The organism is Croceibacterium sp. TMG7-5b_MA50 (genome assembly GCF_039830145.1).
Classification (GTDB): Bacteria; Pseudomonadota; Alphaproteobacteria; order Sphingomonadales; family Sphingomonadaceae; genus Croceibacterium.
Map to the genome: position 1 here is coordinate 119,410 of NZ_CP156083.1, position 26,404 is coordinate 145,813.

The 26,404-nt window shown below is 69.1% G+C and carries 18 protein-coding genes; 9 read left to right on the top strand and 9 right to left on the bottom strand.

Going from position 1 to position 26,404, the window contains the following annotated elements; genetic code table 11:
* Window positions 1-132: 132 nt before the first annotated feature.
* Both V5740_RS14250 and V5740_RS14255 read right to left on the bottom strand, forming a co-directional pair.
* Window positions 133-1,701, bottom strand: a complete 1,569-nt coding sequence (locus V5740_RS14250) for a glycosyl hydrolase family 65 protein (RefSeq protein WP_347304556.1) — start codon at window positions 1,699-1,701, stop codon at window positions 133-135.
* Between the two features lie 35 nt (window positions 1,702-1,736).
* Window positions 1,737-4,763: a TonB-dependent receptor gene (locus tag V5740_RS14255; protein WP_347304557.1), complete on the bottom strand. Its 3,027-nt coding sequence runs from the start codon at window positions 4,761-4,763 to the stop codon at window positions 1,737-1,739.
* A 339-nt stretch (window positions 4,764-5,102) separates the two neighbouring features.
* Between V5740_RS14255 and V5740_RS14260 the strand changes: the two genes are divergently transcribed.
* Window positions 5,103-5,876, top strand: a complete 774-nt coding sequence (locus tag V5740_RS14260) for a FadR/GntR family transcriptional regulator (RefSeq protein ID WP_347304558.1) — start codon at window positions 5,103-5,105, stop codon at window positions 5,874-5,876.
* 18 nt (window positions 5,877-5,894) lie between these two features.
* On the opposite strand, the gene V5740_RS14265 is transcribed toward V5740_RS14260, so the two are convergent.
* Genes V5740_RS14265 through pdxA form a run of 4 tightly spaced genes read right to left on the bottom strand, consistent with a single transcriptional unit; the run spans window position 5,895 to window position 11,336 of the window.
* Window positions 5,895-7,025 (bottom strand): iron-containing alcohol dehydrogenase, encoded by a 1,131-nt coding sequence (locus tag V5740_RS14265; RefSeq protein ID WP_347304559.1) that lies wholly within the window; start codon window positions 7,023-7,025, stop codon window positions 5,895-5,897.
* A complete protein-coding gene (locus V5740_RS14270; protein WP_347304560.1) occupies window positions 7,022-9,415 on the bottom strand; it encodes an SUMF1/EgtB/PvdO family nonheme iron enzyme in 2,394 nt (797 codons plus the stop codon). The genes V5740_RS14265 and V5740_RS14270 overlap by 4 nt, the downstream gene beginning before the upstream one ends.
* A complete protein-coding gene (locus V5740_RS14275) occupies window positions 9,412-10,344 on the bottom strand; it encodes a dihydrodipicolinate synthase family protein (protein WP_347304561.1) in 933 nt (310 codons plus the stop codon). Before V5740_RS14275 ends, V5740_RS14270 begins: the two co-directional genes overlap by 4 nt.
* Window positions 10,341-11,336 (bottom strand): 4-hydroxythreonine-4-phosphate dehydrogenase PdxA, encoded by a 996-nt coding sequence (gene pdxA / locus V5740_RS14280; RefSeq protein ID WP_347304674.1) that lies wholly within the window; start codon window positions 11,334-11,336, stop codon window positions 10,341-10,343. The genes V5740_RS14275 and pdxA overlap by 4 nt, the downstream gene beginning before the upstream one ends.
* A 255-nt stretch (window positions 11,337-11,591) precedes the next feature.
* Between pdxA and V5740_RS14285 the strand changes: the two genes are divergently transcribed.
* From V5740_RS14285 to V5740_RS14300, 4 genes are read left to right on the top strand one after another with little or no spacing between them, the layout of a single operon-like run.
* Complete coding sequence (locus V5740_RS14285) at window positions 11,592-12,620, top strand: four-carbon acid sugar kinase family protein (RefSeq protein ID WP_347304562.1); 1,029 nt, start codon at window positions 11,592-11,594, stop codon at window positions 12,618-12,620.
* Window positions 12,617-13,981 (top strand): Nramp family divalent metal transporter, encoded by a 1,365-nt coding sequence (locus V5740_RS14290; protein WP_347304563.1) that lies wholly within the window; start codon window positions 12,617-12,619, stop codon window positions 13,979-13,981. Before V5740_RS14285 ends, V5740_RS14290 begins: the two co-directional genes overlap by 4 nt.
* Window positions 13,978-15,330, top strand: coding sequence for a pectate lyase (locus V5740_RS14295; RefSeq protein WP_347304564.1), 1,353 nt, complete (start codon window positions 13,978-13,980; stop codon window positions 15,328-15,330). Before V5740_RS14290 ends, V5740_RS14295 begins: the two co-directional genes overlap by 4 nt.
* 17 nt (window positions 15,331-15,347) lie before the next feature.
* Entirely contained in the window at window positions 15,348-16,970 is a 1,623-nt protein-coding gene (locus V5740_RS14300) for a glycosyl hydrolase family 28-related protein (RefSeq protein ID WP_347304565.1), read from the top strand.
* Between the two features lie 145 nt (window positions 16,971-17,115).
* Here the strand turns inward: V5740_RS14300 and V5740_RS14305 are convergent, their stop codons facing one another.
* Genes V5740_RS14305 through V5740_RS14315 form a run of 3 tightly spaced genes read right to left on the bottom strand, consistent with a single transcriptional unit; the run spans window position 17,116 to window position 20,479 of the window.
* The gene (locus tag V5740_RS14305) at window positions 17,116-18,090 is read right to left on the bottom strand and encodes a pectinesterase family protein (protein WP_347304566.1); all 975 of its coding nucleotides are present in this window, start codon (window positions 18,088-18,090) and stop codon (window positions 17,116-17,118) included.
* On the bottom strand, window positions 18,087-19,517 hold the full coding sequence (locus tag V5740_RS14310; RefSeq protein ID WP_347304567.1) for a glycoside hydrolase family 28 protein: 1,431 nt from the start codon (window positions 19,515-19,517) through the stop codon (window positions 18,087-18,089). Before V5740_RS14310 ends, V5740_RS14305 begins: the two co-directional genes overlap by 4 nt.
* Window positions 19,514-20,479, bottom strand: a complete 966-nt coding sequence (locus tag V5740_RS14315; protein ID WP_347304568.1) for a pectinesterase family protein — start codon at window positions 20,477-20,479, stop codon at window positions 19,514-19,516. Before V5740_RS14315 ends, V5740_RS14310 begins: the two co-directional genes overlap by 4 nt.
* A gap of 153 nt (window positions 20,480-20,632) precedes the next feature.
* Here V5740_RS14315 and V5740_RS14320 point away from each other — a divergent pair, with 153 nt between their 5' ends.
* The 4 genes from V5740_RS14320 to V5740_RS14335 all read left to right on the top strand — a co-directional run bounded on the left by V5740_RS14320 (window position 20,633) and on the right by V5740_RS14335 (window position 26,390).
* Window positions 20,633-22,972, top strand: a complete 2,340-nt coding sequence (locus V5740_RS14320) for a glycoside hydrolase family 95 protein (RefSeq protein WP_347304569.1) — start codon at window positions 20,633-20,635, stop codon at window positions 22,970-22,972.
* A 117-nt stretch (window positions 22,973-23,089) separates the two neighbouring features.
* Window positions 23,090-23,965 (top strand): transketolase, encoded by an 876-nt coding sequence (locus V5740_RS14325; RefSeq protein WP_347304570.1) that lies wholly within the window; start codon window positions 23,090-23,092, stop codon window positions 23,963-23,965.
* Window positions 23,965-24,915 (top strand): transketolase C-terminal domain-containing protein, encoded by a 951-nt coding sequence (locus V5740_RS14330; RefSeq protein WP_347304571.1) that lies wholly within the window; start codon window positions 23,965-23,967, stop codon window positions 24,913-24,915. Before V5740_RS14325 ends, V5740_RS14330 begins: the two co-directional genes overlap by 1 nt.
* A complete protein-coding gene (locus V5740_RS14335; protein WP_347304572.1) occupies window positions 24,912-26,390 on the top strand; it encodes an FGGY family carbohydrate kinase in 1,479 nt (492 codons plus the stop codon). The genes V5740_RS14330 and V5740_RS14335 overlap by 4 nt, the downstream gene beginning before the upstream one ends.
* Window positions 26,391-26,404 lie beyond the last annotated feature (14 nt).

Sequence of the window (26,404 nt, forward strand, 5' to 3'; positions counted from 1 at the left end):
CAACGGCTCTTCGGCCACTATCTCGTCGCGCTGGCTACGCGGCTGCAGGGGCTCCTGTCAATCGAACGCTTGTTTTTGTCTGCGAGAAGAAAGGCAAACGAAGCAAAGCGCAATCCAGCAGCCAAGGCTGCCTCAGGCGATCGCGGCCTCCACCTGGCCGACCTGCGCCGAGTGGGCGACGACCTCCCCATCCGCCAGCACGCTGAGCCCCGCGCCCCGGTTGTAGCGTGATCCGTCCCGGTCCCAGCAGATGGCGACCGTACGGCCGCGCAGCCGAATACCGTCCAGCGCGAACCAGTCCCAGGTGCCGGCCGGGACCAGCGGGTTCACGACCAGCCGCCCGTCCGCCTGCGGGCGCAGGCCGACCAGCCCGTTGATGACGAGGTCGCAGAAGGTCGAATGATTGTAGTACCGCCCGCGCTCCAGATCGACATGCAGGTACTGGCCGGTCACCTCGTCCAGATACTCGCCGATATAGGGCTTGCCGTCGCGATAGGTGGCGCGGGCATAGGTGCGCAGCGCGTGCAGATAATCGCCCGCATCGACCTGGCCTTGCGTCCGGTGATTCAGCACATTGGCGAGCGCGGTCAGCGTCTGCGACGTGGCATAGGGCCATACCGGCCCGTTCCATTCGCACCGGCCGACCACGTGGAAGCGGAAGCGCGGGTGCCGCCTCTCCGCCGTGGTGATGCCGAACGGCGCATCGAATCCTTCGGGGTCGCGCAATTGCGCCCATGCATCCTCATACCCGGCATTCGTGTCGGGCAGGTCGAAGTACCACGGGATGTAACCGATCTGCTCCCGCACGTCGGCCAGTTGCCCGTCATCGGGCTGGCCCGGCTTCACGAAGCGGACTTTGAAGAAGCGGGCGTCGGTGTCCCACAGCCTGTCCTGCACGAACCGCTTCAGCCCGGCGGCCTTGGCGTCATAGGTGCGCGCGTCATCCTCCCGCCCCAACAGGCGGGCGATCGCGGCCATGGCGACGGCGTTGCCGTACATATAGCTGTTCAGCGGCGGGCGCAGATGCGGCTCGGTGCGCGACCCGCTGATCGACTCCTCCATCGCATCGCGCACGTCGAACTGCCAGAAAGAGCCGTCGGGGTTCATCTTGGCCGCTTCCCAGCCCGCGTAATAGGCGGCGAAGTCGTCATAATGCCGTTGCAGCCACGCGGTGTCGCCGCTGACCATCCAGCGATGCCACGCGGCCCAGATGGTCCAGCCGCTATATTTCAGGACATCCATCGGCGGCGACCCGTCCGGGCCCGGCGCCATCCAGTATTGCACGATCGAGTCCAGCCACACGGGATCGCGCAGCCAGCGCCCCTCCATCACGTGGTGCCCCACCGCGCTGCTGACGGGCGCGCGGTTGTAGAACTCGGTCGCGCTGATCCCCTGCGGCGTGCGGACCAGCGCCTTGCGGTAGTTCCACCAGCGAAACCAGTAGATCTCCTCCAGCTCTGCATCGGGGCATTCGAAGGCGGGGACATTGGCGACCATCCAGTCCCACGCACCCGCATTGGGAATCAGGTTGAGCGGCCGTTCCGGGTCCTGCGCGTTGAACTTGTCTACATGATGGCGGAATGCATCATAGCCAAGGAGCGTCAGCGGGGCGGCCACCGCCGCCCCCGTCGCCACCGCCGGCAATGTGCCGGCGACGGCGCCGCCCGCGCACAATCCAACCACCCTGCGCCGAGTCAGCATCGTTTGCTCAAACGCGGTATCGCTGCGTGCCATCATCACATCGTGAAGCGGAAGCCGGCATAGAAGCGGCGGCCGATCGGATCATAGACATAGGGATTGCCGCCGACATTGTAGACATAGAACGGCTTGGTGTCAGTCAGGTTGCGAACGCCGACGAACACCTGGTAGCGCTCCCCGAAATTGATCCGGGCCTGCGCGTTGGTGTAGAACTTGCTCGGAATGGTGAACAGGTCACGGGGCGGCTCGGTCCCATCGGCCAGCAACAGCCGGTTACGGGTCGGCTGCTCCACGATGTATTCCGGCACATACTGCCCGGTGACGGAGAAGCCGAACCGGTCGTTGTCGATGCTGATCGTGCCCGATGCCGGGTTGGTCGGCGTGCCCAGTTCCCCGCGCAGATCACGCTTCTCCGCGCCTTCCGTTGACCGGGTGAAGCTGCGCAGCAGGTGGCTCCAGGTGAACGAGAAGCTCAGCCGTGTGTCGTTGAGGCCGATGTTGTCGAGGTCGGTGCGATACGACCCGGTGAAGTCCAATCCTTCTACCAGCCGCTCGCCCGTGGTGTTGCGCTGCACCGACCGGTAGGTCTCGATCGACCCGACGCTGAACACGCCCGTTTCCGCCCGGCGGGAGAAGGTGCAGAACTCGTCGAAGCCCTGGACATAGCACAGATTGGCGGCGTTGCTGACATTCTCCGCCGAGATGCCGTTGGTGATGAACAGATGATAGAAATCGGCGGTCAGCACGACGTTGCGCAGCGCATCGATCGACACCGGATTGATGACCACACCCGCGGTGTAGGTGGTGGCGTACTGCTCCTCCAGATTGGGGCTGATGGTGGAGATGGAGGTGACCGACGGCCCGCGATCGACCGGCGTCAGCGTGAACACGCCGTTATTGGCGTTGATGTTCGCCACCACCAGCGGATCGGCCCGGCAATTGATCGCGGTGGGCGTGTTGGTGGTCAGCGTCACGCCCAGGCACGGGTCGTTCACCTGATCGAGCGCGGTGTTCCCCGGCCGGAACAGCTGGCTGATCGTGGGCGCGCGGATGGACCGGGCGTAAGTGCCGCGGAACCGCACGTCACGGATGGGTGCCCATTCGGCGCTGCCATTATATCCGATGAAGGCGCCATCGATCTGCGAATACCACGATGCGCGCGCCGCGCCGCGCAATGTCAGGTTGTAGAAGAACGGCTGGTCGGCCAGCAGCGGCACCTCCAGCTCGCCATAGACCTCCGTCGCGGACACTGCGCCCACCACGTTGCCCTGCTGCTGCCAGCCATTGCGCCCGGCATTCATCAGCGGGTCGTAGACGGTGGAGGAGCGATCGCGGCGATACTGCGCGCCCACCAGCGCCTGCACCGGCCCGGCCGGCAGGATCTGGAACAATGGGCCGCTGATATTGGCGGACAGGTCCTGCAGCGATTGTTCGACGTCGCGCGTGCTGGTCGCCCGGCTGTAGTTCACGACCTCGGCCGAAACAGTGCCCTCGCCCGCGAACAGGTTCAGCGGCAAGCAGCCCTGCGACCGGGCAAGCGCGCTGGCGCATTGCGGGCCGTTGGGGCCGGGGATCACCTCCAGCGCCTGCGCCACGCGATCGGCATTGATCAGGCCGGTGGTGAGGCCGGTCTCCTTGGCGAGGCCGTAGGAGTACCATGCCTCGTAATTGAAGCGTCCGAGGTCGCCTTCCACGCCCAGGGTGAATTGTTGGGCTGAACGCTTCTGGTCGTTGACGAAGTCGCCCCATTCGTTCTGCCGACGCTGGAACGCGATGTCGCGCAGGCCATCGCCATTGGTATCGCGCGCGCTGTTGAAGATCGCGTCGGGCACGAAGGGGTTGCGGACCCGCGTCGCGACACCGGCCGCGCTGTTGACGAAGCTTTCGATATTGTACGGGCTCTGGTTGAACACGCCGCTGGCGCCGCCGCTGTTCTGCATCACCAGCGAGGTGTTGTACGACCGGCTCTGCGTGCGGGCATAGGTGCCCTGCGCATACAGGTTGAGGTCGGGCGTCAGCTGGAAGTTGATCCGGGCGGCGGTACCGAACCGTTCCAGCGGCACGGCGATCGCGCCGAACGGGGCGCCGTTGAAATAATCGTCCGTCACCTGCCGCCGGGTCACGCCGTCGATGACGGTGAAGGCGTTGCCGCCGGTACCGTTGGTGACGAACCGACCGGCGGGCGTGGCGGCGGAGAATTGCGGGACGCCGACGAACAGGTTCTGCGCGTTGACGAGGTTCGTGTCGCTGCGATCGGCGGTGCGGTCCAGCAGGCCCTTGCTGGTCAGCCCCTCGCCGAAGACGGGGCGGTCGCCGTTCAGCACCTCCCCCTGTTCGGACCAGCCGACATAGAACAGCGCATTGCCGCGCCCGTCAGCGAAGTTGCGGCCGAAGGTCAGGTCGGCCTGGTATTCCTCGCCGTCGCCCTCCTCGCTGACGCCCGCCTGCACATTGGCCTGCAGCCCGTCATAGTTCTTCTTGAAGATGAAGTTGACGACGCCGGCCAGCGCGTCCGATCCGTAGACCGACGATGCACCGCCGGTCAGGATCTCCACCCGGTCGACGAAGCCGCTGGGGATGAAGCCGAGGTCGTTCGACACGATCCGCCGGCCATCGACGAGCAGCAGCGTCGCCCCCTCACCCGCATTGCGCAGGCCGACGACGGACTTGCCCGTGCCTTCGCGGCTGCCGTTGGAGGTGGTGCGCGCATTGCCCGGATTGCCGAAGGCCGGATTCTGCTGGATCGCATCCTGGATGTTGATGAACCCCTCGCGCTGGATCGCCTCCTGGTCGATGATCTGCACGGGGGCGGGAGATACCACGTTGCCGGTGCGCAGACGGCTGCCGGTGACGACGATATTCTCATTCTGCCCGTCCGTGGTCGGGCTGGCGCCGGGCTGGCGTTCCGCCGGCGGCGCGCTGGCCGGGGGCTGGCCGGGCGTCGGCTGACCCGCCTGCGCCCATGCGGGTTGTCCTACCACCAGCGCGGCTACGGCCGTCGTCACGAGAAAGCTCACGGGCTTGCCCATCTTCATCCCCTCTTCCCACAGACGGGCGCTCTCCACGCGCCCTTTGACCGCTGCATAAAGCTAGGTTGCAAAGTTGTAAATAGGTGAGATGAAAGCAGGTGGCAGGTATTTACGGACTGATCCTAGTGCCCATCGTGTGACACCGGCGTGACGGCTTTTACAATGTAAGGCACTTGCTGTTCGCTTGGCGCCTGACGCGATTGCGGGTCTCGTGCTGGCGAATCAAAGCCGTGCTGACGAGGCCGATCAGGAGATGATGGTACCGAGGCGCTGCTCAACATTAGTTGTCGTACAGGTTTGCTGCGCCTGTAGATTTGCGACACCAGCTTGTTTCACCCTCTTCAAAGGAGGGGAAAATGGCGGTATCTGGCAGTGATGCACAGTTCCAGCGACGCTCACAGCTTTACAACCGGCGGGTTCGAGATCGATCAGCGCGCCACGCTGGCCGACAAGGTGTACGAGCAGCTGTTCAGCTGGATCTCCAACGGCCAGTACGCGCGCCAGACCAAGCTGCCGAGCGAGCACGAGCTGGCCCGTTCGTTCGAGGTGTCGCGTCCGGTCATCCGCGACGCGCTGAAGCGGCTGCGTGACGATGGCGTGATCTATTCGCGGCAGGGTGCGGGCAGCTTCGTCCGGGGACCTGAGGTGGTGGAGGCGACCGGCGGCACCGCCGACATCGCGCCGCTGTTCACCCCCGCGCAGACCATTGCCGATATCCAGCGCTGCTTCGAATTCCGCGAGACGATCGAGGGGGAGACTGCCGCCCTCGCCGCGATGCGCCGCAGCGACGCTTTGCTGGAGGAGCTGGCCGCCATCCTGCGCCGGCTGGAACATGCGACCACGGACAAGGTCCACCGCGACGACATCGACCTGGAATTCCACCTGACGATCGCACGTGCGGCGAACAACCAGTATTTCGTCAGCGCATTGCTGGCGCTGCGCGACCAGATCTCCGTCGGCATGAAGCTGCACGGCATGGCACTGCTGAAGCCCAGCGGCCGGCTGGAGCAGTCGACGATCGAACATGCGGAGATCCTGTCGGGCATCCGCGACCAGGACCCGCCCCGCGCGCGGGAGGCGATGCGATCGCATATCCGCCATTCGCGCGACCGCCTGTTCGGCGGCGGCCTGATCGACCTCCGCCTCTGACCGGCGGCAACCGCGCGGCTACAGCGCGGCGGTGTAGATGCCGGCGATGTCCGCGCCGGTGATCGGACGCGGATTGTTGTCCAGCAGCCGGCGGATGCCCGCCGCCTCCGCCGCCATGGCGGCGACGTGTTCCGGCCCGATACCATGCGCGGTGAGGCGCATCGGGATGCCGAGGCGCGCGCAGAAGCCCCTCGCCGCCGGGCCGATCGCCTGCTCCGCCGCCGGCTGTGCCAGGCCCAGGAGGCGGGCGATCTCCGCCGTGCGGTCACCGGCGGCGGGCGCGTTGAAGGCCAGCATGTGCGGGAAGATGATGGCATTGGCCCGCCCATGGCCGATCCCGTGCTGGGTGCTGAGCGGGTAGGCGACCGCATGCCCGCCGGCGGTGTTGACCGGCCCCAGGCAGAACCCGCCATACAGCGCCGCCAGCGCCATGCCGGCGCGCGCCTCCAGATCGTCGCCCTGCTCCACCGCGCGCGGCAGGTATCGTCCGACCAGCCGGATGCCTTCGCGGGCATACAGGTCGATCACCGGATGGGCGCGGACATTGGTGAACGCCTCCACGCAATGGGCCAGCGCGTCGATACCCGTCTCCGCGGTGATCGCCGCCGGTACCGTCACGGCCAGCGCCGGGTCGATCACGGCGGCATCGGCGATCATGTGCGGGCTTTCGACGGCCAGCTTGGCGCCGTTCGCCTCGTCCGTGACCAGCGCGCGCGATCCCGCCTCGCTACCGGTGCCGGCGGTGGTGGGCACCTGCACCAGCATGGCCCGGCGGCGCGGCGCCTTCCCCGCGCCCACGATGGCCTGCACCGGGATGGCATGCCCGGCCAGCACCGCGACAAGCTTCGCCAGGTCCATCGCGCTGCCCCCGCCGAAGCCGATAACCAGCTGCGGATCGAACGCGGCGGCCAGCGCCCGCGCGGCGGCCAGCATCGCCAGGTCCGGTTCGCGGTCCACCCGGTCGAAGATCGCGACCTCTCCCGGCAGGTCCAGCGCGTCCACCCGGCCGCGATTGGCGGCCGACGCGATCACCAGCGTGCGGCGGATCGCATGGGCGGCGGCGATGCGGCCGACTTCCGGCAGGATATGCGCGCCGAAATGGATGGTACGCGGCTGTTCGAGCACGATCCCGCGATCGAGCAGCATCACTGCACGTTTTCCAACGGGACATGGCCCTGCTTGAACTCGTGCCCGGGCAGGAAGCCGTTCACGAATTCCACATCGTTCAGCAGCGTGCCGTCCGCCGCCCAGGTGCGCGCTCGGCCATGCGCGCGCGTGTCCTGCCAGGCGGAGATGCTGCGCACCTGCCCGTTGGGCCACCAGCGCGTCCAGACATTGCTGCCGTCGCCCTGATGCTCCCGTTGCCAGGCAACCCGGCCATCAATGTCGTAGAACTTCTCCGTTCCGACCTTGCGCCCCAGCCGGTAGGTGACGTCCCATTGCGGGCGCCCGTCGGGGTAAAGCCAGCTTTGCGGACCGTCGAACACCAGCGCGCCGGTATTCGCCCGCCCGCCGGACCACCTGCCGCGCAACGCGCCGTCAGGATAGCGCTCCTCGTGCACCGTGACGCCGGTGACGGCGGTGACATCGTTCGCCTCCAGCGCGGCATTGTCGGGCAGCGGGGCATCGTCGGGCGCGTCGATCCACGCCTCGTTGAAGGCGAGCGCGACGGACGGGTTGGTGACGGAGGTGACGACGTGGATCACCCCGTCCGGTCCCTGCGCCGCGGCGGAATAGCCCAGCGTGCCGCCTTCCATGTCGTCCGCCCGGCCCGGCTTCGCCGAACGGCCGGTGCCGGGGATCGCCTTGAACCGCCAGGTCGCGCCCTCGTCTTCGGAGATGGCGATGTACGACCCGCGCTCCTCCACCGGGCGGTTGATCGGCTTCGTCGTGACATAGTCGCCGATCAGCATCAGCCGCCCGCTCTGCAGGCGCAGCACGCTGGGCCGCTGGCCGGAACTCAGCGCCACGAAGGGCAGCTTCGACCTGGTGTAGCTCGCGCCCCCGTCGGTGGAGGTCGACAGCGGCATGAAGCCGTCGATATTGGTGTTCTTGCCGCCAAAGCCCAGGATGCGGCCGTCGGTCGTTTCCACGAAGGTGGTGTGCCGGCCGAAGGTGCGCCCGCCGGTATCGGTCCAGGTCTCGCCATCGTCGGTGCTGGCCCACAGCAGCGACGTGTTGTCGGTCCGCTCAGCCTCGTACAGCTCGCTGGCGCCGTCGCTGGCGATCAGCAGGCGGCCCTGGCTGTCGCGGAAGGCGGTGTTGATCGGCTGCCGGTTGTGCGCCCCGACCGGGCCGGTGACGTGGGCGTAGCGGATCGGCGACCAGGTCCCGCCATTGTCGTCCGTGGTCATGGACTGGAACGGCAGCCCGCCCCGCCCCCACTCGGCGCCGCCGGAATAGGGATTGCCCCAGAACAGCCGCACCGTGCCGCCATCGCGCATCAGCAGCGGCGCGTGATCGTTGACGCCGACGATGTCGATCAGCGGCGCGGGCGCGTCCCACTGGTCCGCCCCGTGGCGCAGGCGGGTGCCGATCAACTGGGTGCCCGCCTCGTATTCGCGGTAGCTGGTGTAGATGCCGATCAGCACGTCGCCATTGGGCAGCACGCTGATCGACGGGCTGTGATGGTGATTGCGCAGCCAGGCATCCCACCCGCTCTTGTCGATCGTCGCGCCGCCGGTGTGATCGGGCGGGGATGGCAGATAGGGGCGGCGGCGGAAATAGGGGACGCTGGGGTCCGGCCCCTGCGCTGCGGTGGCGAGGTCCTGCCGCACGCCCGCCGCATGCATCGGCGGCGTGACCGGCGCGGGCGCGGTGGCGGGGGCCGGTCCTTCGACCAGGCGCAGGCCGATGGCGTGGAACCCGCCCGCTTCCTCGGCGCCCTTGGCGGGCGCGAAGCCGGGCGGGAAGGCAAGCCGCGCCTCCGGCCGGCTGTAGTCGATCTCCACGTCGGGGTCGTGCGTCGCGCGGGTCGGGTTCAACGCCATGCGCCCGCCGCGCACCACGCGTAAGGGGCCGGATGCCGCGCCCGTCGGGTCGATCTGGGCGACCATGGAATAGGGGCCGAAGATGTCGGCGGTCCATTCGGTCGGCCCGCTCTTCAATCCTTCCAGCGCGGCATAGCGGGCGGGGTCCGCCGCCGCCAGCCGGGCGACATGCTCCCACTCCGCTTCGGTCGGCAGGCGGTACTGGCGGCCGGTCTTCTCCGACAGCCAGGCGGCGTAGGCGACCGCGTCGTCCCAGCTGATCCCGGCGGCATAGGGCATGTGGTCGGTGGTCAGCGGCGTGTCGCCGTTGAACCGCCGCCATTCGCCGACTGTCACCTCGTGCAGGGCGATGCGGAAGGGCCGCGTGATGGTCACCTCGTGCGCGGGCCGCTCATTGAACCAGTCGCGGCCCAGATCGTCGGCCGCGCCCATCGTGAAGGTGCCCGCGGGTATCTCCATCATCTCCGGGTTCATCGCCGGCTCGGCCACGGCTGCGAAGGGCACGGCGAGCGCGCAGCCGGCCACGCCGGCGAGAAGGAGACGGATCATGCGGAAAGCTCCGGCAGGGATGGTTCGGTCAGGTCGGCGAGCGCGCGGGACAGCTCCGCCTGTTCGGCGTTCGTCAGCGGCAGCCATGGCGGGCGCAGCGCTGCCCAGCCGGCATGGCCGGTGCGGATGGCGTGCGCGGCCTTCAGCGCCGGGATCTGCGGCCAGCGCTGGAACAGCGCGCGGGTCGCCCCGATCCGCTGCTCCGCCACACGGGTCCGCTCCTCCCCGGCGCCAGCCGCGATATCGGCGGCCAGCGCGGCAAGCTCCGGCGCGATCAGGTTGGACGTGGCGGTGATGCATCCCGCCCCGCCGGCGCGCAGCAGCGGGCCCAGCAAGTGATCGGCGCCCGCGAACACGGCAAGGTCCGGGAAGGCCGCTATCAGGCCGCGCATATGGTCCAGGTCGCCGCTGGAATCCTTCACGCCCGTCACGGTACCGGGGTGGCTGGCGGCCAGCCCCGCGATCAGCCCGTGGGTGATCGGCACCCCGCTCATCTGCGGGATGTGGTACAGCCAGACGGTGAGGCCGGGCAGCGCGCAGCCATCCAGCACGCGGGAATAATGCGCAAACAGCCCGTCCTCGCTGGGATCGGGGTAGTAGAACGGCGGCAGCAGCAGCACGGTCCGGACCCCGCAATCGTAGGCGTGGCGGGTCAGCTCGATCGTCTCGGGCAACGAACAGACGCCGGTGCCGGGCACCATGCGCAGCGGATCGGCGCCGCCGGCGACCAGCGCCTCCAGCACGCGCCTGCGCTCCGTGCCCGAAAGGCTGTTCGCCTCCCCCGTGGTGCCGAGCGGGGCGATCGCGTCGCAGCCATGGGTCAGCAGGTGCGCGGCATGGGCGGCGGTGCGCGGCAGGTCCAGCGCGCCATCGGAGTCGAAGGCGGTGAAGCTGGCGCTCAGCACGCCCCTGATGCCGGCGGCGCTCACGCCGCCAGCTCCGCCGGGGCGCGGCGCGGCGCTGCGGCCAGGCGGCGGGCGTAATCGAGCGCGGCCATCATGTTGACGTGCGAGGCGCGGCCGGTGCCGGCGATATCGAACGCGGTGCCATGGTCGACGGAGCAGCGGTCGATCGGCAGGCCGAGCGAGACGTTTACCGTCGTGTCGAAGGCGATCAGCTTGGTCGGGATGTGCCCCTGGTCGTGATATTGCGCGACCACCAGGTCGAACTCGCCCTGGGCAGCGCGGTAGAACACGGTGTCGGGGCTGATCGGGCCGGTCGCGTCGATACCTTGCCCCCGCGCCTCCGCCACGGCGGGGGCGATGCAACGCTCGTCCTCGTCCCCGAACAGCCCGTGTTCCCCGCAATGGGGGTTCAGCCCGGCGACCGCGATGCGGGGGCTGGCGATGCCGATCCGGCGAAGGTGCGCCGCGCCCGCCTGGATGGTCGCCAGCACGCGGGCCGGCTGCACCCGCCCGATCGCGCCTGACAGGGAGATGTGGGTGGAGACGTGGATGGTGGACAGCCGTTCGGACGCCAGCAGCATGAAGGATGCGGGTGCGCCGGTCAGGTGCGCCAGCAGCCCGGTATGCCCGTCGAAGGCGTGGCCAGCGGCGTTCATCGCCTCCTTGTTGATGGGCGCGGTGCAGATGCAGCCGCCATCGCGCGTCACGATCTCCACCGCCCGCACGATCGCGCGATAGGCGGCATCGCCCGCGACCGGGTCGATCCGGCCGGGCGTGATCGGCGCAGGCAGCGCGATGTCGTCCAGCCGGACGATGGTGCCCCGGCTCTCCTCGCCGAAGGACAGGTCAGCGCCGACCAGCGCCGCGGCGCGTTCCATGCTGTCGCGCGGACCCACCACGCGGACGGAGTGGCGCCCCGGTTCCCCCAGCGCCAGCAGCGCGCGGCAGGTGATCTCCGGCCCGACGCCGGCCGGGTCGCCGACGGTGATGACGATCCCGCCCGCCTCAGCTTCCATCTCGCCCATCGATCCCTCCCGATTCCGGACCATCCGTGTGGCCTGATCCCGTGCTTACCGCGTGATCCACAACCTGTCATCCTGTATATCGACCTGTAATGGCTTTGTGCTTCCTTGTAAATTCAGAGTACGGCTCTATGCTGCCCGGATTGGCGATGATCCCGCAGCTTGCAGCCGGTTTTCCGGGTGATGCTACGGCTTTACAAATCGCCGGATCGCGGTGTGGATCGCGGCGGAGAGAGGAAGGGAGGGAGCGTGAACCCCATCGTGATCGTCGCCGACGATCTGACCGGCGCGAGTGACAGCGCGGCGCCCTTCGCCATGCGCGGCGCCTCCGTCCGCATCGCGCTGCATGTCGATGCCATTGCGGAGGCCGCGGCCGGCGATCCCGCCGTGCTGGCCGTCGACACGCGCAGCCGCCACCTGCCACCCGCCGCAGCGGCGGAGCGGGCCGCGACGGCATGGCGCGCCCTTGCACCGCTTGCCCCCCGGCTGGTGTTCAAGAAAGTCGACAGCCGGCTGCAGGGCCCCTGCGCGGCGGAGGTGGATAGCCTGCTCGCACAATCCGGCCGCGATCTGGCCGCGATCTGCCCCGCCGTGCCCGCGCAGCAGCGTATCGTCGCCGGCGGGCTGCTGGCAGGGCGCGGGCTGGATCGGCCGATCGGGGTCGCGGACCACTTCGCCGCCACAGCCTGCCTGTGCCACGACGCAGGCGACATGGCGGATCTCGACGCCATTGCCGCCGGTGTATTGGCCGATCCGGAATGCATCCTGGCGGTGGGCGCAAGCGGGCTTGCCACCGCACTGGCGCAGCGGCTGTTCGGCCCCGCCGCGACCGCCGCGACGCCGCAACCGGAATTGCCGCTGCTGATCGCCATCGGATCGCGCGATGCGATCACCGATGCGCAGGTGCAAAGGTTGCGTCACGAATACCCCGATCCCAAGGACACGGCGGTGCACCTGCACCGCATGCCCGCCGACCCTCAGCCCGATCCCGCACCCGCGCTGGCCCGCTTTGCCGGGAAGGTGGCGGACCTGGTTCGCGCCGATGGCGTGCGCACGCTGCTGTGTTCCGGCGGCGACACCGCCGCCGCCGTGCTGGACGCGCTGGCCGTGCGCCAGCTTGTACCGGAAGGTGAGTGGTGCGCGGGCATCCCCTCCGCCCGCGTGGTCGGGCGGCCCGATCTGCGCCTTGTCACCAAATCGGGCGGCTTCGGCGATCCCGGCGTGCTCGCCCGCTTCGTCCGCCATGCCCGCACCGGCCAGCGGCAGGACGCGGCATGAGCGTGGCGACGGACAGCGGCCGCACTGCCGGTCCGCTGGGCGCGGCCGAGTTGCCGCAGGGCCTGCCCGCCACCGGCATCCGCTCCCACCTGAGGGGCTTCGGCCCCGGGCTCGTGCTGGCCATGACGTTCCTGGGGACCGGCGACCTCATCAGTTCCAGCGTGTCGGGGGCCAATTACGGCTACGCGCTGATGTGGACGCTGATCGTGGCGCTGGGCGCGCGCTATTTCATGATCTCCGCCATCGCCAAGTACAAGCTGCAGAACCGGTTCGGCGACCAGTCGCTGATGGCGGGCTTCCGCCGGGTATGGCGCGGTTTCCCCGCCTTCTTCGCGGTCACCATGCTGATCTACGGCATGATCGTGCAATCGGCCTTCCTGCGCGCGGGCACGGTGGGGTTGTACGAGCTGTTCGGCCGGCGCGGGGGCGAATGGGGGCACTTCTTCTGGGGCGTGCCGGTGGTGATCGGCACCGCCATCCTGCTGACGCGGGGCAGCGCGTTCCGCCTGCTGGAATGGAGCGCGCGGATCGCCTCCGTCGTCATCATCGGGTCGTTCGTCTATGCGCTGGTGCGGATCGGCCGGGTCGACTGGGCGGCACTGCTGCGCGGCCTGACCTTCGACGTGCCGGCCGACAACGGCCCGTTCGACGCGCTGTTCATCGCGGTGGCGACGATCGGCACGATCGGCGGATCGGCCGCCAACCTGCTGTACCCGTACTTCATGGCGGAGCGGGGATGGAACGGCCCCCGGCACCGCGCGCTGCAGCAATTCGACCTGGCATCGGGGATGATCCCGCTGCTGCTCATCAACCTGCTGATCTGGATCGTCGCGGCGGAGACGTTGCGCGGCACCGGCATCACCGTGTCGAACGAGGCGGGGCTGGCGCAGATGATGACGCTCGCCGTCGGGCCCGCCGGGCCGGCGCTGCTGTGGATCGCCTTCGCGCTGAAGGCCTTCACCAGCTTCCCGGCGCAGGCGCATGGCTTCGCCCGGCTGATGTTCGACGGGCTGCACACCGGCACGCGCCGGGGCGCGCGGTTCGCGGCGGTGGAGCAGGACCCGTGGTTCAACCGCGCGATGATGGCGTTCTTCATCGTCGTCCCGCTGGCGATCACCGTGCCGGGCGCGCCGGACCTGGTCCATATCAGCGTGTTCGGCACCAGCGTGGTGACGGCGATCACCCTGCCGCCGATCCTGCTCGGCATCATCCGCCTGACCGCCACGCGGCGCTACATGCTGGACGAACACGTCAATCGCTGGTGGCAGACCGCGATCCTGCTGGTCATCGCCGCGATCGGCCTTTGGTCGCTCTACGCGATCCTCGCCAATCTGGGCACCGCGCTGGAGAAGGTGCTGTGACGCCGCGCCTGTTGCTCGCCGGTGCGCTGCTCGCCCTCTCCACCCCTGCCGCCGCGCAGCAGCTCGCCTTTCCGGGGGCGGAGGGCGCCGGCCGCTTCGCCGCGGGTGGACGGGGCGGGCGGGTGATCGCGGTCACGACGCTGGCCGATAGCGGGCCGGGCAGCCTGCGCGCGGCGGTGGAGGCGGAAGGGCCGCGCACGATCGTGTTCCGCACCGCCGGCACAATCCGACTCGCCAGCCCGCTGGTGATCCGCCACGGCCGCGTCACCATCGCCGGGCAGAGCGCGCCGGGCGACGGCATCACCCTACGCGATCATGGCATCGACATCGCGGCGGACGACGTGATCGTGCGCTACATCCGCTCCCGCCTCGGCGCCGCGTCCCGCACGCAGGAGGATGCCTTCACCATCTCGCGCGGGCGGCGGATCATCGTCGACCATGTCTCCGCCAGCTGGTCGGTGGACGAGACGCTGTCGAGCTCCGCTTTGTATGACGCGCCGGATGCGGGGATCTGGGACCTGACGGTGCAATGGTCGGTCATCGCCAACTCGCTGCGCCGGTCGGTTCACCAGAAGGGGGTGCACGGCTTCGGCAGCCTGGTCCGCATCGCACGCGGCGCGCGGGTCAGTTACCACCACAATCTTTGGGCCAACCATTTCGACCGCATGCCACGCCCGGGCAATTACTCGCCCCCGGCGGACGATCCACAGGGCGGCCGGGTCGAGTTCCGGTCCAACGTGTTCTACAATTGGGGGCGGGACCGGTCCGGCTACAACGTCGATAAGGGCACGCACATCGCCTACGCCTTCATCGACAACAGCTACATCGCCGGGCCGGACAGCACCGGCAATCTCGCGTTCGAGGAGCAGAACCCGCTGGCTCGCGCCTTCTTCGCGGGCAACCGCATGAACGGCGTCGAACCCGCCGATCAGGCGGCGCTGGTCACCGGCACGATCCCTGCGGGCTATTGGCTCGCTTCCCCGCCCGATGTCGGCCCGGTGGCCGCCGATCCCGCCGACATGGCGGAGCCGCGCGTGCTCGCCTGCGCGGGCGCGGCGGAGGCGCGCGATGCGGTGGACCGTGCCGTCGTCGCGGGCGTGCGGGACCGCAGCGGCCGGATCATCGACAACGAGGCGGAGGATGGCGGCTGGCCCCGCCTCCGCCCCGGCCGCCCCCTTCGTGACCGGGACGGCGACGGCATGCCCGATGCGTGGGAACGCGCGCACGGCCTCGATCCGGCGCGCGATGATGGCGCGCTCGACCCTGATGGCGACGGCTGGACCCATCTGGAAGACTACCTGAACGGCCTGGTGGCCACGCCCTGCGATGTCGGTGCGCCTGCCGGATGAGCACAAGGAGATTACCCGTGAACCCCACCCATCCCGACCGGCGCACCGCGCTGGGCCTGCTGGGCGCATCGGGCGCGCTGTTCGCCGGCGGCGATGCGCTGGCCGCGCTGCCTGCAACCGGCGCGTTCGAGGATGTGCGCGCCCATGGCGCGCGCGGCGACGGGACGACGGTGGACAGCCCGGCGATCAACCGCGCCATCGCCGCCGTCGCCGCACGCGGCGGCGGCACCGTGCTGGTCCCGCCGGGCCGGTATCTCAGCTTCTCGATCCGGCTGGTCGACAACATCACGCTGTATGTGGCGGCGGGCGCGACGATCATCGCCGCCTCCCCCGATACGCACGGCGCCAATTACGACCCGCCGGAAAACTACCTGGAGGAGCAGTTCCAGGATTTCGGGATCACCCACGTCCACAACAGCCTGATCTACGCCGATGGCGCCAGCAACATCGCACTGCTGGGCGAAGGCATGCTGCACGGGCTGGGGCTGGACCGCGCCGGCCCGAACGACCGCTGGCACCAGCGCGACCATTGGCAGTCCGCCACCGCGCTGGGTATCCCGGTGCGCGATCTGGTGCTGCGCGATCCGGAGGAGCAGAAGCAGGTCGGCCGCGCCAACAAGACCATCGGCCTGCGCGATTGCCGCAATGTGCGGGTGGCCGGCCTGACCATCCTGCAGGCGGGTCATTTCGCGCTGATCGCGCATGGCTGTTCCAACCTGACGGCCGACGGCCTGACCATCGACACCGACCGCGACGGCATCGACATCGATTGCTGCCGCGGCGTGCGGGTGGTCAATTGCACGGTCAATTCGCCCAAGGACGATGCCATCGTGCTGAAAAGCAGCGGCGCGCTGGGCCGGCCTGTCATCACGGAGGATGTGCTGGTCGCCAATTGCCGCACCAGCGGGTTCCTGATGGGCAGCGTGCTGGACGGCACCTACCGCCCGACCGATTACGGGCGCGGCCCCTTCGGCCGGATCAAGATGGGGACCGAGACGATCGGCGGATACCGCAATATCCGCATCGCCGATTGCGTGATGAACACGACGCGCGGCATCCTGGTCGGCATCGTCGATGGCGGCACGATGGAGGATGTGTCGATCAGCGGCATCGTGATGCACGATCCGGTCAACCATCCGCTGTTCATCCATCTGGGCGCCCGCCAGCGCGCGCCGCGCGGCACCCCGGTGGGCACCATCCGGCGGGTGCGCTTTTCCGACATCCTCGTCTCCGGCGCGGATGGCCGGTACCCGTGCGGGGTGGAGGGGCTGAACGAAAGTCCGATAGAGGATGCGAGCTTCAGCAATATCGACGTGACCAGCACCGGCGGCGGCACGGAACAGGATGCATCGCTGGTGCCTGAATACCGGCACGAGACCAGCCTGGAGGTCAATTACCTGAGGACGATGCCCGCCGCCGGCTTCTACGCCCGCAACGCCCGGCGGCTGACCCTGCGCGATTCCGTGTTTCGCACGCAGGCGCCCGATGCGCGGCCCACCGTGTGGCTGTCCCGCGTGGCGGGCGGGATCGTCGATGGCGTCGCTTCATCGTCGCCCGCCGAGGGCGCCGTAAGCACGCGGGACAGCACCGATGTCGCGATCGGGGACCTGCCGGTGATCGCCCGCGACGTGGTGGCCTGACGCTCCATAAAAAGGACGCCCGGTCGAGTGACCGGGCGCCTTATGAAGTCGGGGTGGGGAAACGGAGTCGGCGAGCAGGGAGAGAAACTGCCGATCGAAACCACCGGGGCCGATCTTACAACCTGTCAGATAGCTGTAAAGCTGTTTATTCGTGTGATGGGTCGATCCAGCCGATATCGCCGGCGAAGAAGCTCGCCAGCGTCCATTGCTGCGCCTCCTGGTCGGTCAATTGGTGCGACCTGGGGTCCCGCGTCTCGGGCGATGCGCCCGGCCCGGTCGAACGATGCTCCGCATACCAGGCGGTGTCGAGCGTGCGGGAGCGGTCCGGATACCATTCGCGCCACCCGGCGGGCGCGATCGGCGCGTCCATCCGGGTGTTCAGCCACACGACGCGGGCATAGGGCCGCCATGCCCGCCCCAGCCATACGCCATCGGGCGCGGACTCGGCGGTCAGCCGGCAATCGCTGAACACGAAGGCGCTGTCCTCCTCCGGCCCGTTCCGGCTCTGCGCGGTGTAGAAGATGTTCGACCGTGCCACCCCGTGCAGCTCGCACCGCTGGAAATAGGCCTTGGCATTGCCGAACACGAAATCGACATGCCCTTCGATATAGCAGTCGCGGAAGACGTGGCGGCTGACCTGGTTGGGCGGCTGCGACAGATACAGCGTGTCCTGCCGGCCCAGGATGCGCACGCGGGTCAGCACCGCCTTGTCGCCGCTGATCGCCAGCGCCACCGCCTGGCTGTTCTCCTCCCCGGGACGGGTGCCCCAGTCGTTGGCGATGGTCAGGTTGTCCGCGCGGAACCCGTCGGCGGCGGCATAGACGGACGGGGTGGCGTAGGTGTTGCCGACATTGACGGAACTGTCGCCATATACCAGCACCACCCCCTCCGGCCCGGCGCCCTCCCCCACCAGGTGCACGTTGGGTTTGCTGATCCACAGCTTCTCCCGATAGGTGCCCGGCGCAATCCGCACCTCCCCGCCGAAGGGGGGCAGCGCGTCGATCGCGGCGGCGATGGTGCGGTGGGCGCCCTGCTCCTGCGGCGCCACGCGCACCGTCTCGGCACTCGCGGGGGCGGCACTGAGGGCCAGCAGCACCGCCAGCAACAGGTGCCGCATCATGCCGGCACCCATGCCTCGCCATTGATGGTGACGTTGCTCGCCGTCACCTGTGCATGGACCAGCCGGTTGCCTTCCTTCACATTGTCGAACCGGCAATCCTCCACCCGGATCGCATCGACCGGCAGTTCCGGATAGCTCTGGATGTCGAGTGCGTAGAGGCTGCCCCGGCTGCGCACGTTGCGCATCGTCACCCCGCCCACGCGGCGCGGCAGCAGTTCGCCCTTCGCGCCGCGTGGCTTGCCCGGCTCGCCATACAGCAGGCTGATCTCCAGCACGCCCTCACCCACGCTGTCGACCTCGACATCGCGGAACAGGATGTTCTCGATATAGCCGCCGCGCCACGAATTGCTCTTCAGCCGCAGCGCGCGCAGCAGGTCGCTGCCGCCCATGCGGCAATCGCGGATATAGATGTTGCGGATGCCGCCCGACGCCTCGCTGCCCAGCGACACGCCGCCATGCCCGTCACGCATCCGGCAATTGCGGATCACAATGTCCTCGCTCGGCACGCCGATATTGCGGCCGTCGTGATTGCGCCCGCTCTTGATGGCGATGCAATCGTCGCCCGCTGTGAAATCGCACCGTTCGATCAGTACGTCTTTGCACGATTCCGGGTTGCACCCGTCATTGTTGGGGCCGAGCGAGTTGATGACCAACCCGCGTACCGTGACATTGGTGCACAGCACCGGATGCACGATCCACATCGGCGAACCCTTCACCGTCAGCCCGTCGATCAGCACGTTGCGGCAGCGGTAGAACTGCACGAAGCTGGGGCGCAGATAGGCGCCTTCGCCCATGATCCGCTGTTGTGCCGGGACGCCCTGTTCCGCCAGGGTGGCGAGCCGCCGCTGCGCCTCGTTGCGGCCGGCATTGATCGCCTGGTCTTCCCGGTTGATCCAGTTCCACCAATTCTTCCAGCTCGCCTGCCCGTCGATCGTGCCGGTGCCGGTCAGCGCGACATTCTCCGCCTCGAACGCGTAGATCGGCGGGGCGTAGTTCATGCACTCGATCCCTTCGAACCGGCTGAGCACCAGCGGCAGAAAGTCGTCGGGATCGGTCGAGAATTTCAGCGTCGCGCCCGCTGCCACATGCAGCTCCACCCCGCTTTTCAGCCGGATGCCGCGCGTCGGCCACTCCCCCGCCGGGACCAGCACCCGTCCGCCGCCCGCGGCGGCACAGGCGTCGATCGCGGCGGCGATGGCGTCGCTGGTGCGGGCCAGATCGCCCGGCAGCGCGCCATGCTGGCGAATGTCGAACTGCCGCGCTGGAAAGGTCGGCGGGCTGATGCGGGCGAGCACACGTTCCGCCGGGGTCCAGTCATCCGCCGCCCGACTGCCGCCGGGCAGGTCCGCATGGACGCAGGCCGGCACGGACAGCAGCACCGCCCCGGCGGCGACGCCGCGCATCAGGTCGCGCCTGGTGGGCGTCATGGCGCGTCGATCCATTGAATGTCTCCGTTGAAAAGGGCCGGCAGCGTCCATTGCGCCGCCTCCTCCGCCGTGAGCTGGCGGATGCGCGATCGTTCGGGCGCGCCGCGTGTGTAGGTCGTGCGGTATTCGGCGTAGGTCGCGCTGGCGCTGTTGTCGGTCATGCCCGGCTTCCATTCGCGCCAGCCGCCCGGTGCGAAGGGCGCGTCCACCTGGCTGTCGATCAGCACGACGCGGGCATAGGGCCGCCATGGCCGGCCGAGATAGATGCCGCCCGGAGCGGTGCCGGCGGTGAAGCGGCTGCGATGGAACACGAAGCCGCCCTTCTCCCCCGGCGCGTTGCGGCTGTGCGCGGTGTACATCACCGTGTGGTGGTCGATCCCGTGGATCTGGCAATTGTCGAACCAGGTCGCCGCATTGCCGAACACGAAATCGACATGCCCTTCGATATAGCAGTCGCGGAACATTTGCCGCGTCAGCCGGCCGGGCGGGCCGGTCAGGTACAGGGTGTCCTGCCCACCCAGCACGCGCACCCCGGTCAGCACCGCGCGGTCGCCGCTGATCGCGAGCGCCGCGGCCTGCGATGATCCGTGCGCCGGGTTCGCCTCCCAATCATTGGCGAAGGTCAGGTTGCTGGCGCGAAAATCGTCACCCGCGACATGGACGGTAGTGGAGGCATAGATGGAGCCGGTGGTGGCGGCGCTTTCCCCACCGACGATCACCACATCCTGCGGCCGCGCCCCCGTGCCGACCAGCCGCACGCCGTCACGGCCGATGCGCAGCCGTTCGCGATAGATGCCGGGCGCGATCCGCACCGTGCCGCCGGCGGCGGGCAGCGCATCGATCGCGGCCTGGAGGTTGCGGGTGACAGGCCGGCTGGCGGCGGTCGCTGCGGGTCCATGCCCCGCCATGCAGCCGGCGGCGGCCAGCGGCAGCAGCAGGACCGCGAGCGCGGCGCGGTACATCCTTGCTGTGCCCGGATAGCTCACACATCCTCCCACCGGCGACTTGCCCGCCTGCCAAAAACATGACCGGCGCCAAGTTGGGTGTCAACCTGTCACCTTGTAATATCTTTGCGGGAAGGTCTATCATCCGGGCAGACACAAGGGAGAGAGCGGATGCGGATCGATCGACGGGACCTGCTGAAGGCGGGCGGGCCGGCCCTGGCTGCGCTCGGCCTCCGGCCGGTCCGCGCACAGGATGCCGCAACGCCGGCGGCGGAGCCGGCCGAACAATCGACCATGTGGTACGCCGAACCCGCCCGCGTGTGGGAGGAGGCGCTGGCCATCGGCAATGGCCGGCTGGGCGCGATGGTGTTCGGCGGGGTCAAGCGCGAACGGCTGCAACTGAACGAGGACACGCTGTGGTCCGGCGGCCCGTACAATGCGCTGAACCCCCGCGCCCGCGGCAGCCTGGAGGAGGTGCGCGCACTCATCTTCGCCGGCCGGTACGAGGAGGCGGAGGCACTGGCCGCACGCGACCTGCAATCGGAACCGATGCGGCAGATGTCCTACCAGTCGCTCGGCGACCTGTGGCTGGACATCGCCGACATCAACGAAACGGACGTGACGGAGTACCGCCGCACGCTCGACCTCGACAGCGCGGTCGCCACCACCCGCTTCGTGGCGGGCGGGCGGCGCTTCGTGCGGGAGGTGTTCTCCAGCCATCCCGATCAGGTGCTGGTGGTGCGGATCACCGGCGACGCGCCGTTCGACCTGTCGGTCGGGCTCGGCAGCGGGTTGCCGGGCGACGCGCGCACCGATGGCGACGGGCTGCTCCTGTCCGGGCACAACAATGCCGATCGCGGCGTGCCCGGCGTGATCCGCTTCGCCGCGCGCGCCGTGCTGCTGGCGGATGGCGGCACCACCAGCGCCACGGATGACGAGCTGCACGCATCGGGCGCCGGTGCCGTCACCCTGCTGCTGGCGGCGGCGACCAATGTGCGCAGCCCCACGGACCTGACGGGCGATCCCGTGGCGATCACCGCGCAGACGGGCGCCGCCGCCCGCGCCGTGCCGTTCGCCCGCCTGCGGCAACGCCATGTGGAGGCGCATCAGGCGCTGTTCCGCCGCGTCAGCATCGCGCTGGGCAGCGATGGTTCAAGCCGCCGCCCGACCGACCAGCGCATCCGCCGGGGCGGCGGGGTGGAGGACCCGGCGCTGGCGGCGCTGTATTTCCAGTTCGGCCGCTACCTGATGATCGCCAGCAGCCGGCCCGGCACGCAGGCGGCGAACCTGCAGGGCATCTGGAACGATCGCAACCAGCCGCCCTGGGGCTCCAAATACACGCTGAACATCAATGCGGAGATGAATTACTGGCCGGTGGACAGCGCCAACCTGTCCGAATGCATCGAACCCTTCGTCCGCATGGTGGAGGAGCTGGCCGCGTCCGGCCGCAAGACCGCGCGCGACCTGTATGGCGCGCGCGGCTGGGTGGCGCACCACAACACCGATCTGTGGCGCACCTCCACCCCGGTGGACCATGCGCGCACCGGCATCTGGCCCTGCGGCGCGGCGTGGCTCGCCTGCCAGTTGTGGGACCATTGGGACTGGCATCGAGACGACGAATACCTCGCCCGCATCTACCCGGTGCTGCGCGATGCGGCGCTGTTCCACCTTGACACGCTGCAACGCGATCCACGCAGCGGCTTCCTGGTGACCAACCCGTCCAACTCGCCGGAGAACGCGCATCCGCACGGCTCCACGCTCTGCGCCGGGCCGGCGATGGACACGCAATTGCTGCGCGACCTGTTCGACCGGGCGGGCGATGCGGCGCGCCGGCTGCGGCAGGATGCGGGGCTGCGGCGGGACTGGGCGCGCACCCGTGACCAACTCGCCCCCGATCGCATCGGCAAGGCCGGGCAGTTGCAGGAATGGCAGGAGGATTGGGACATGGAGGCGCCCGACCTGCACCATCGCCATGTGTCGCATCTCTACGCGCTCTATCCCGGTCAGCAGATCGACCCCGATGCGACGCCCGCACTGGCGCAGGCGGCGCGCCGCTCGCTGGAGATCAGGGGCGACGATGCGACCGGCTGGGGCCTCGGGTGGCGGCTGAACCTGTGGGCCCGGCTGCGCGACGGGGCGCATGCGCACACCATCCTCGCCAGCCTGCTGGGGCCGGAGCGGACCTACCCCAACCTGTTCGACGCGCATCCCCCGTTCCAGATCGACGGCAATTTCGGCGGCACCGCCGGCATCATCGAGATGCTGGTGCAGACGCGCGGCGACACGCTGCGCCTGTTGCCGGCTTTGCCCGCGCAATGGCCCACCGGCCACATCACCGGCGTGTTGCAGCGTGGCGGGTGCGCGATCGACCTGGAATGGCGCGACGGCCGGGTGACGCAGGTCCGGCTGACCGCGCGCGTTCCGCTGCAACGCCGGGTGGTGACTCCGCACGGCAGCGCGGATGTGCGGCTCAACGCCGGGGAGACGCGAGTGATGACGACGTTCGCCTGACCCTCCTTCGTTTATCATCGTATCCGCCGGAACGATCAGAAAACGAAAGCAAACGCAACGTGCTTGCTTGCTCTCGCTTTCCGGCAGGCCTATGTGGATCGGGGAGGAGCCGAAAACATGACCATCGACGCGGCGCGTTCGCCTGCAAGCCCGGCCGACAACAACCTGGCCGCCCGTGCCGCCCATGTGCGCGACCGCGCGCTGTGGATGCGGCGGCGGTTGCTGCACATGATCGTAGATGCGGGCCAGGGGCACCCCGGCGGCGACCTGTCGGCGACCGACATCATCGCGTCGCTGTATTTCGACACGCTGCGCATCGACCCCGCCCGTCCCGACGCGCCGGACCGTGACCGCTTCGTCCTGTCCAAGGGGCATTGCACGGGCGCGCTGTACACCGCGCTGGCGGGCGCCGGCTTCTTCGCGGAGGAGGAGCTCGACACCTATCTGCGCCCCGGATCGCGGCTGAACGGCCACCCCAACCGGCTGTATCTGCCGGGGGTGGAGGCCAATACCGGGCCGCTGGGCCACGGTTTCCCGGTCGCCGTCGGCATGGCGGTCGCCGAACAGCTCGACGATAGCGGTTACCGCACCTTCGCGCTGACGGGTGACGGCGAATTGCAGGAAGGCAGCATGTGGGAGGCGGCGATGTTCGCCGGCCACCGCAAGCTGGGCAAACTGACCGCGATCATCGACCGCAACGGATTGCAGCAGGGCGCGCGCACCGAAGATACCAACAGCCTGGAACCGCTGGCGGACAAGTGGCGCGCCTTCGGCTGGGACGTGGCGGAGATCGACGGTCATGATTACGAGGTGCTGCTGACCACGCTGGACGATGCGGCGCAACCGCGGGAGAAACCGCTGGCGATCATCGCCCGCACGCACAAGGGACAGGGCGTCAGCTACATGCGCGATCAGGCGGGATGGCACCATGGCGTGCCCAATGCGGACCAGTTCGCCCTGGCCCTGGCCGAGCTCGAGGCGGAGGCACGCTGATGGCCGACACCGCAACTGCCGCCGGCACCTTCGACTGCCGCGACGCCTATGTCCGCACGGTGGAGGAGCTCGCCGTCACGGACGAGCGGATCGTCGCCGTGGTCAACGATTCCGTCGGCTCGTCCAAACTGGGCAAGTTCCGCGACCGCTTCCCCGCGCGGCTCATCAATGTCGGCATCGCCGAACAGAACATGGTCAGCGTGGGCGCGGGCCTTGCCCATGCGGGCAAGATCCCGTTCGTCAGCGGGGCATCCTGCTTCCTGACGGCGCGGGCCATGGAACAGATCAAGGTCGATTGCGGCTACAGCAACGCCAATGTGAAGCTGTGCGGCATCTCCAGCGGGGTCGCCTATGGCGAGCTGGGCGCGACGCACCATTCGATCGAGGATATCGCCTGGCTGCGCGCGATCGGCGGGCTGTCGGTGATCGTTCCGGCCGACCCGTGGGAGACAGAGGCCGCAATTCGCGCCGCCGCCGCGCATGACGGGCCGGTGTTCATCCGCATCAGCCGCATGCCCGTGCCGCAGCTCGACCGGCCGGACGGCGCCGCCTTCCGCATCGGCCGGGGGGAAGTGCTGCGGGAGGGCGGCGACATCGCCATCATCGCCAATGGCACGCTGGTCCACCACGCGATCGCCGCGGCGGATGCGCTGGCGGCAGAGGGCGTGACTGCGCGCGTCGTCAACATGGCGACCGTGTCCCCGCTGGATACCGAACTGGTCGCCGCCGCCGCCGGAACCGGCGCGATCGTCACCGCCGAAGAAGGGCTGGCGCATGGCGGACTGGGCGGCGCGGTCGCCGAATTCTGCGCGCGCGAGTGCCCGACGCGGATGCGGATGATCGGCTTCCCCGGCTTCCTGCCCACCGGCTCCGCCGCGTGGCTGATGCGCGAATTCAAGCTCAGTGCGGAAGGGATCGCCGGCGCCGCGCGCGAATTGCTGGCACGATGACAACAGGCGCGATCCTGGCGATCGACCAGGGGACTACCAATACCAAGGCATTGCTGGTCTCCCCCGATGGGACCGTGCTGCACACCCGGTCCCGCTCGACGCAGGTCAGTTACCCACGTTCCGGCTGGGCGGAGCAGTCCGCGGCGGAGATCTGGCAGGCGGTCGCCGGCCTGATCGCGGAGGTGGTCGCCGCGGCGCCGGGGGTGGAGGTGGCCGCGCTCGCCATCTCCAACCAGCGGGAAACGGTGGTGCTGTGGGATGCCGCCACTGGGGAGCCGCTCGCCCCCGCGGTGATCTGGCAGTGCCAGCGATCGGTCGATCGCTGCGCGGCGTTGCGCGCCGCCGGGCTGGAGGGCGAGATCGCGGAGCTGAGCGGCCTCGGCATCGATCCACTGTTCCCCGCGGCGAAGATCGCCTGGCTGCTCGACACCATTCCCGATGCCCGCGCCGGGGCCGCGCGCGGCGAGCTGCGCTCCGGCACGATGGATAGCTGGCTGTTATGGAACCTGACGGGCGGGCGGGTCCACGCGACGGACCACAGCAACGCCTCCCGCACGCAATTGCTGAACCTCGACACGCTGGCCTGGGACGACCGGCTGGCCGCGATCTTCGACGTGCCGCTGAACATCCTGCCGCGCATCGCCCGATCGGACAGCCGCTTCGGCACGGTGGCGGCCGGCGCGGTCGCCCTGCCCGCCGGTACGCCGGTGCAGGCGATGCTGGGCGACAGCCACGCGGCTCTGTTCGCGCATGCCGCCAATGCGGGTGCAGAGGCCAAGGTGACGATCGGCACCGGCAGTTCGCTGATGGTGGCGACCCCCGGCCGCATCCGGTCCAGCCACGGCCTGTCGAGTACGGTTGCGTGGAGCAGCGCCGCCGGGGTGCAGCACGCGATAGAGGGCAACATCTCCGTCTCCGGCCACGCCGCCTCCTTCGCCCGCACGCTGCTGGGCCTGCCGGACGAGGGCGCGCTGACCGATCTGGCGGCGAGCGTCGGCAGCAGCGAGGGCGTGGTGTTCGTCCCCGCGCTGGCGGGTCTTGGTGCGCCGCACTGGCAGCCGGGCGCGCGCGGCACGCTGGGGGGCATGACGCTGGGCACCCGGCCCGCGCACATCGCCCGCGCCACGCTGGAGGCGATCGCCCTGCAGATCGCCGACGTGCTGGACGCGATGGCCGCCGACCTGCCGGTCGCGCCCGATACGCTGTCGATCGATGGCGGCGCGGCGCGCAACGACCTGCTGGCGCAATTGCTGGCCGACCTGTCCGGCCGCACCATCGTGCGCCCAGCGCTGGCGGAGGCGAGCGCGCTGGGCGCCGCTCGGCTGGCGGCGAGTGCGCTGGGCCTTGCCCCGGCGGCGGGCGCCGATTACCGGGCGGACCGCTTCATCCCGACGATGCCTGCGGAGGAGCGGGACACGATCCGCCGCAATTGGCGCAATGCGGTGAACGGGGTGATCGCTGCCGCGCGGCATTGACAATCCACCTTATA

Excerpts from the sequence above, each read along its gene's own strand:
- V5740_RS14305 (WP_347304566.1), bottom strand. The coding sequence starts at position 18,090 with ATGATGCGGCACCTGTTGCTGGCGGTGCTGCTGGCCCTCAGTGCCGCC.
- V5740_RS14310 (WP_347304567.1), bottom strand. The coding sequence starts at position 19,517 with ATGACGCCCACCAGGCGCGACCTGATGCGCGGCGTCGCCGCCGGGGCG.
- V5740_RS14335 (WP_347304572.1), top strand. The coding sequence starts at position 24,912 with ATGACAACAGGCGCGATCCTGGCGATCGACCAGGGGACTACCAATACC.
- pdxA (WP_347304674.1), bottom strand. The coding sequence starts at position 11,336 with ATGGAAGCTGAGGCGGGCGGGATCGTCATCACCGTCGGCGACCCGGCC.
- V5740_RS14250 (WP_347304556.1), bottom strand. The coding sequence starts at position 1,701 with ATGCTGACTCGGCGCAGGGTGGTTGGATTGTGCGCGGGCGGCGCCGTC.
- V5740_RS14260 (WP_347304558.1), top strand. The coding sequence starts at position 5,103 with ATGCACAGTTCCAGCGACGCTCACAGCTTTACAACCGGCGGGTTCGAG.
- V5740_RS14290 (WP_347304563.1), top strand. The coding sequence starts at position 12,617 with ATGAGCGTGGCGACGGACAGCGGCCGCACTGCCGGTCCGCTGGGCGCG.
- V5740_RS14270 (WP_347304560.1), bottom strand. The coding sequence starts at position 9,415 with ATGATCCGTCTCCTTCTCGCCGGCGTGGCCGGCTGCGCGCTCGCCGTG.
- V5740_RS14315 (WP_347304568.1), bottom strand. The coding sequence starts at position 20,479 with ATGTACCGCGCCGCGCTCGCGGTCCTGCTGCTGCCGCTGGCCGCCGCC.
- V5740_RS14325 (WP_347304570.1), top strand. The coding sequence starts at position 23,090 with ATGACCATCGACGCGGCGCGTTCGCCTGCAAGCCCGGCCGACAACAAC.
- V5740_RS14330 (WP_347304571.1), top strand. The coding sequence starts at position 23,965 with ATGGCCGACACCGCAACTGCCGCCGGCACCTTCGACTGCCGCGACGCC.
- V5740_RS14320 (WP_347304569.1), top strand. The coding sequence starts at position 20,633 with ATGCGGATCGATCGACGGGACCTGCTGAAGGCGGGCGGGCCGGCCCTG.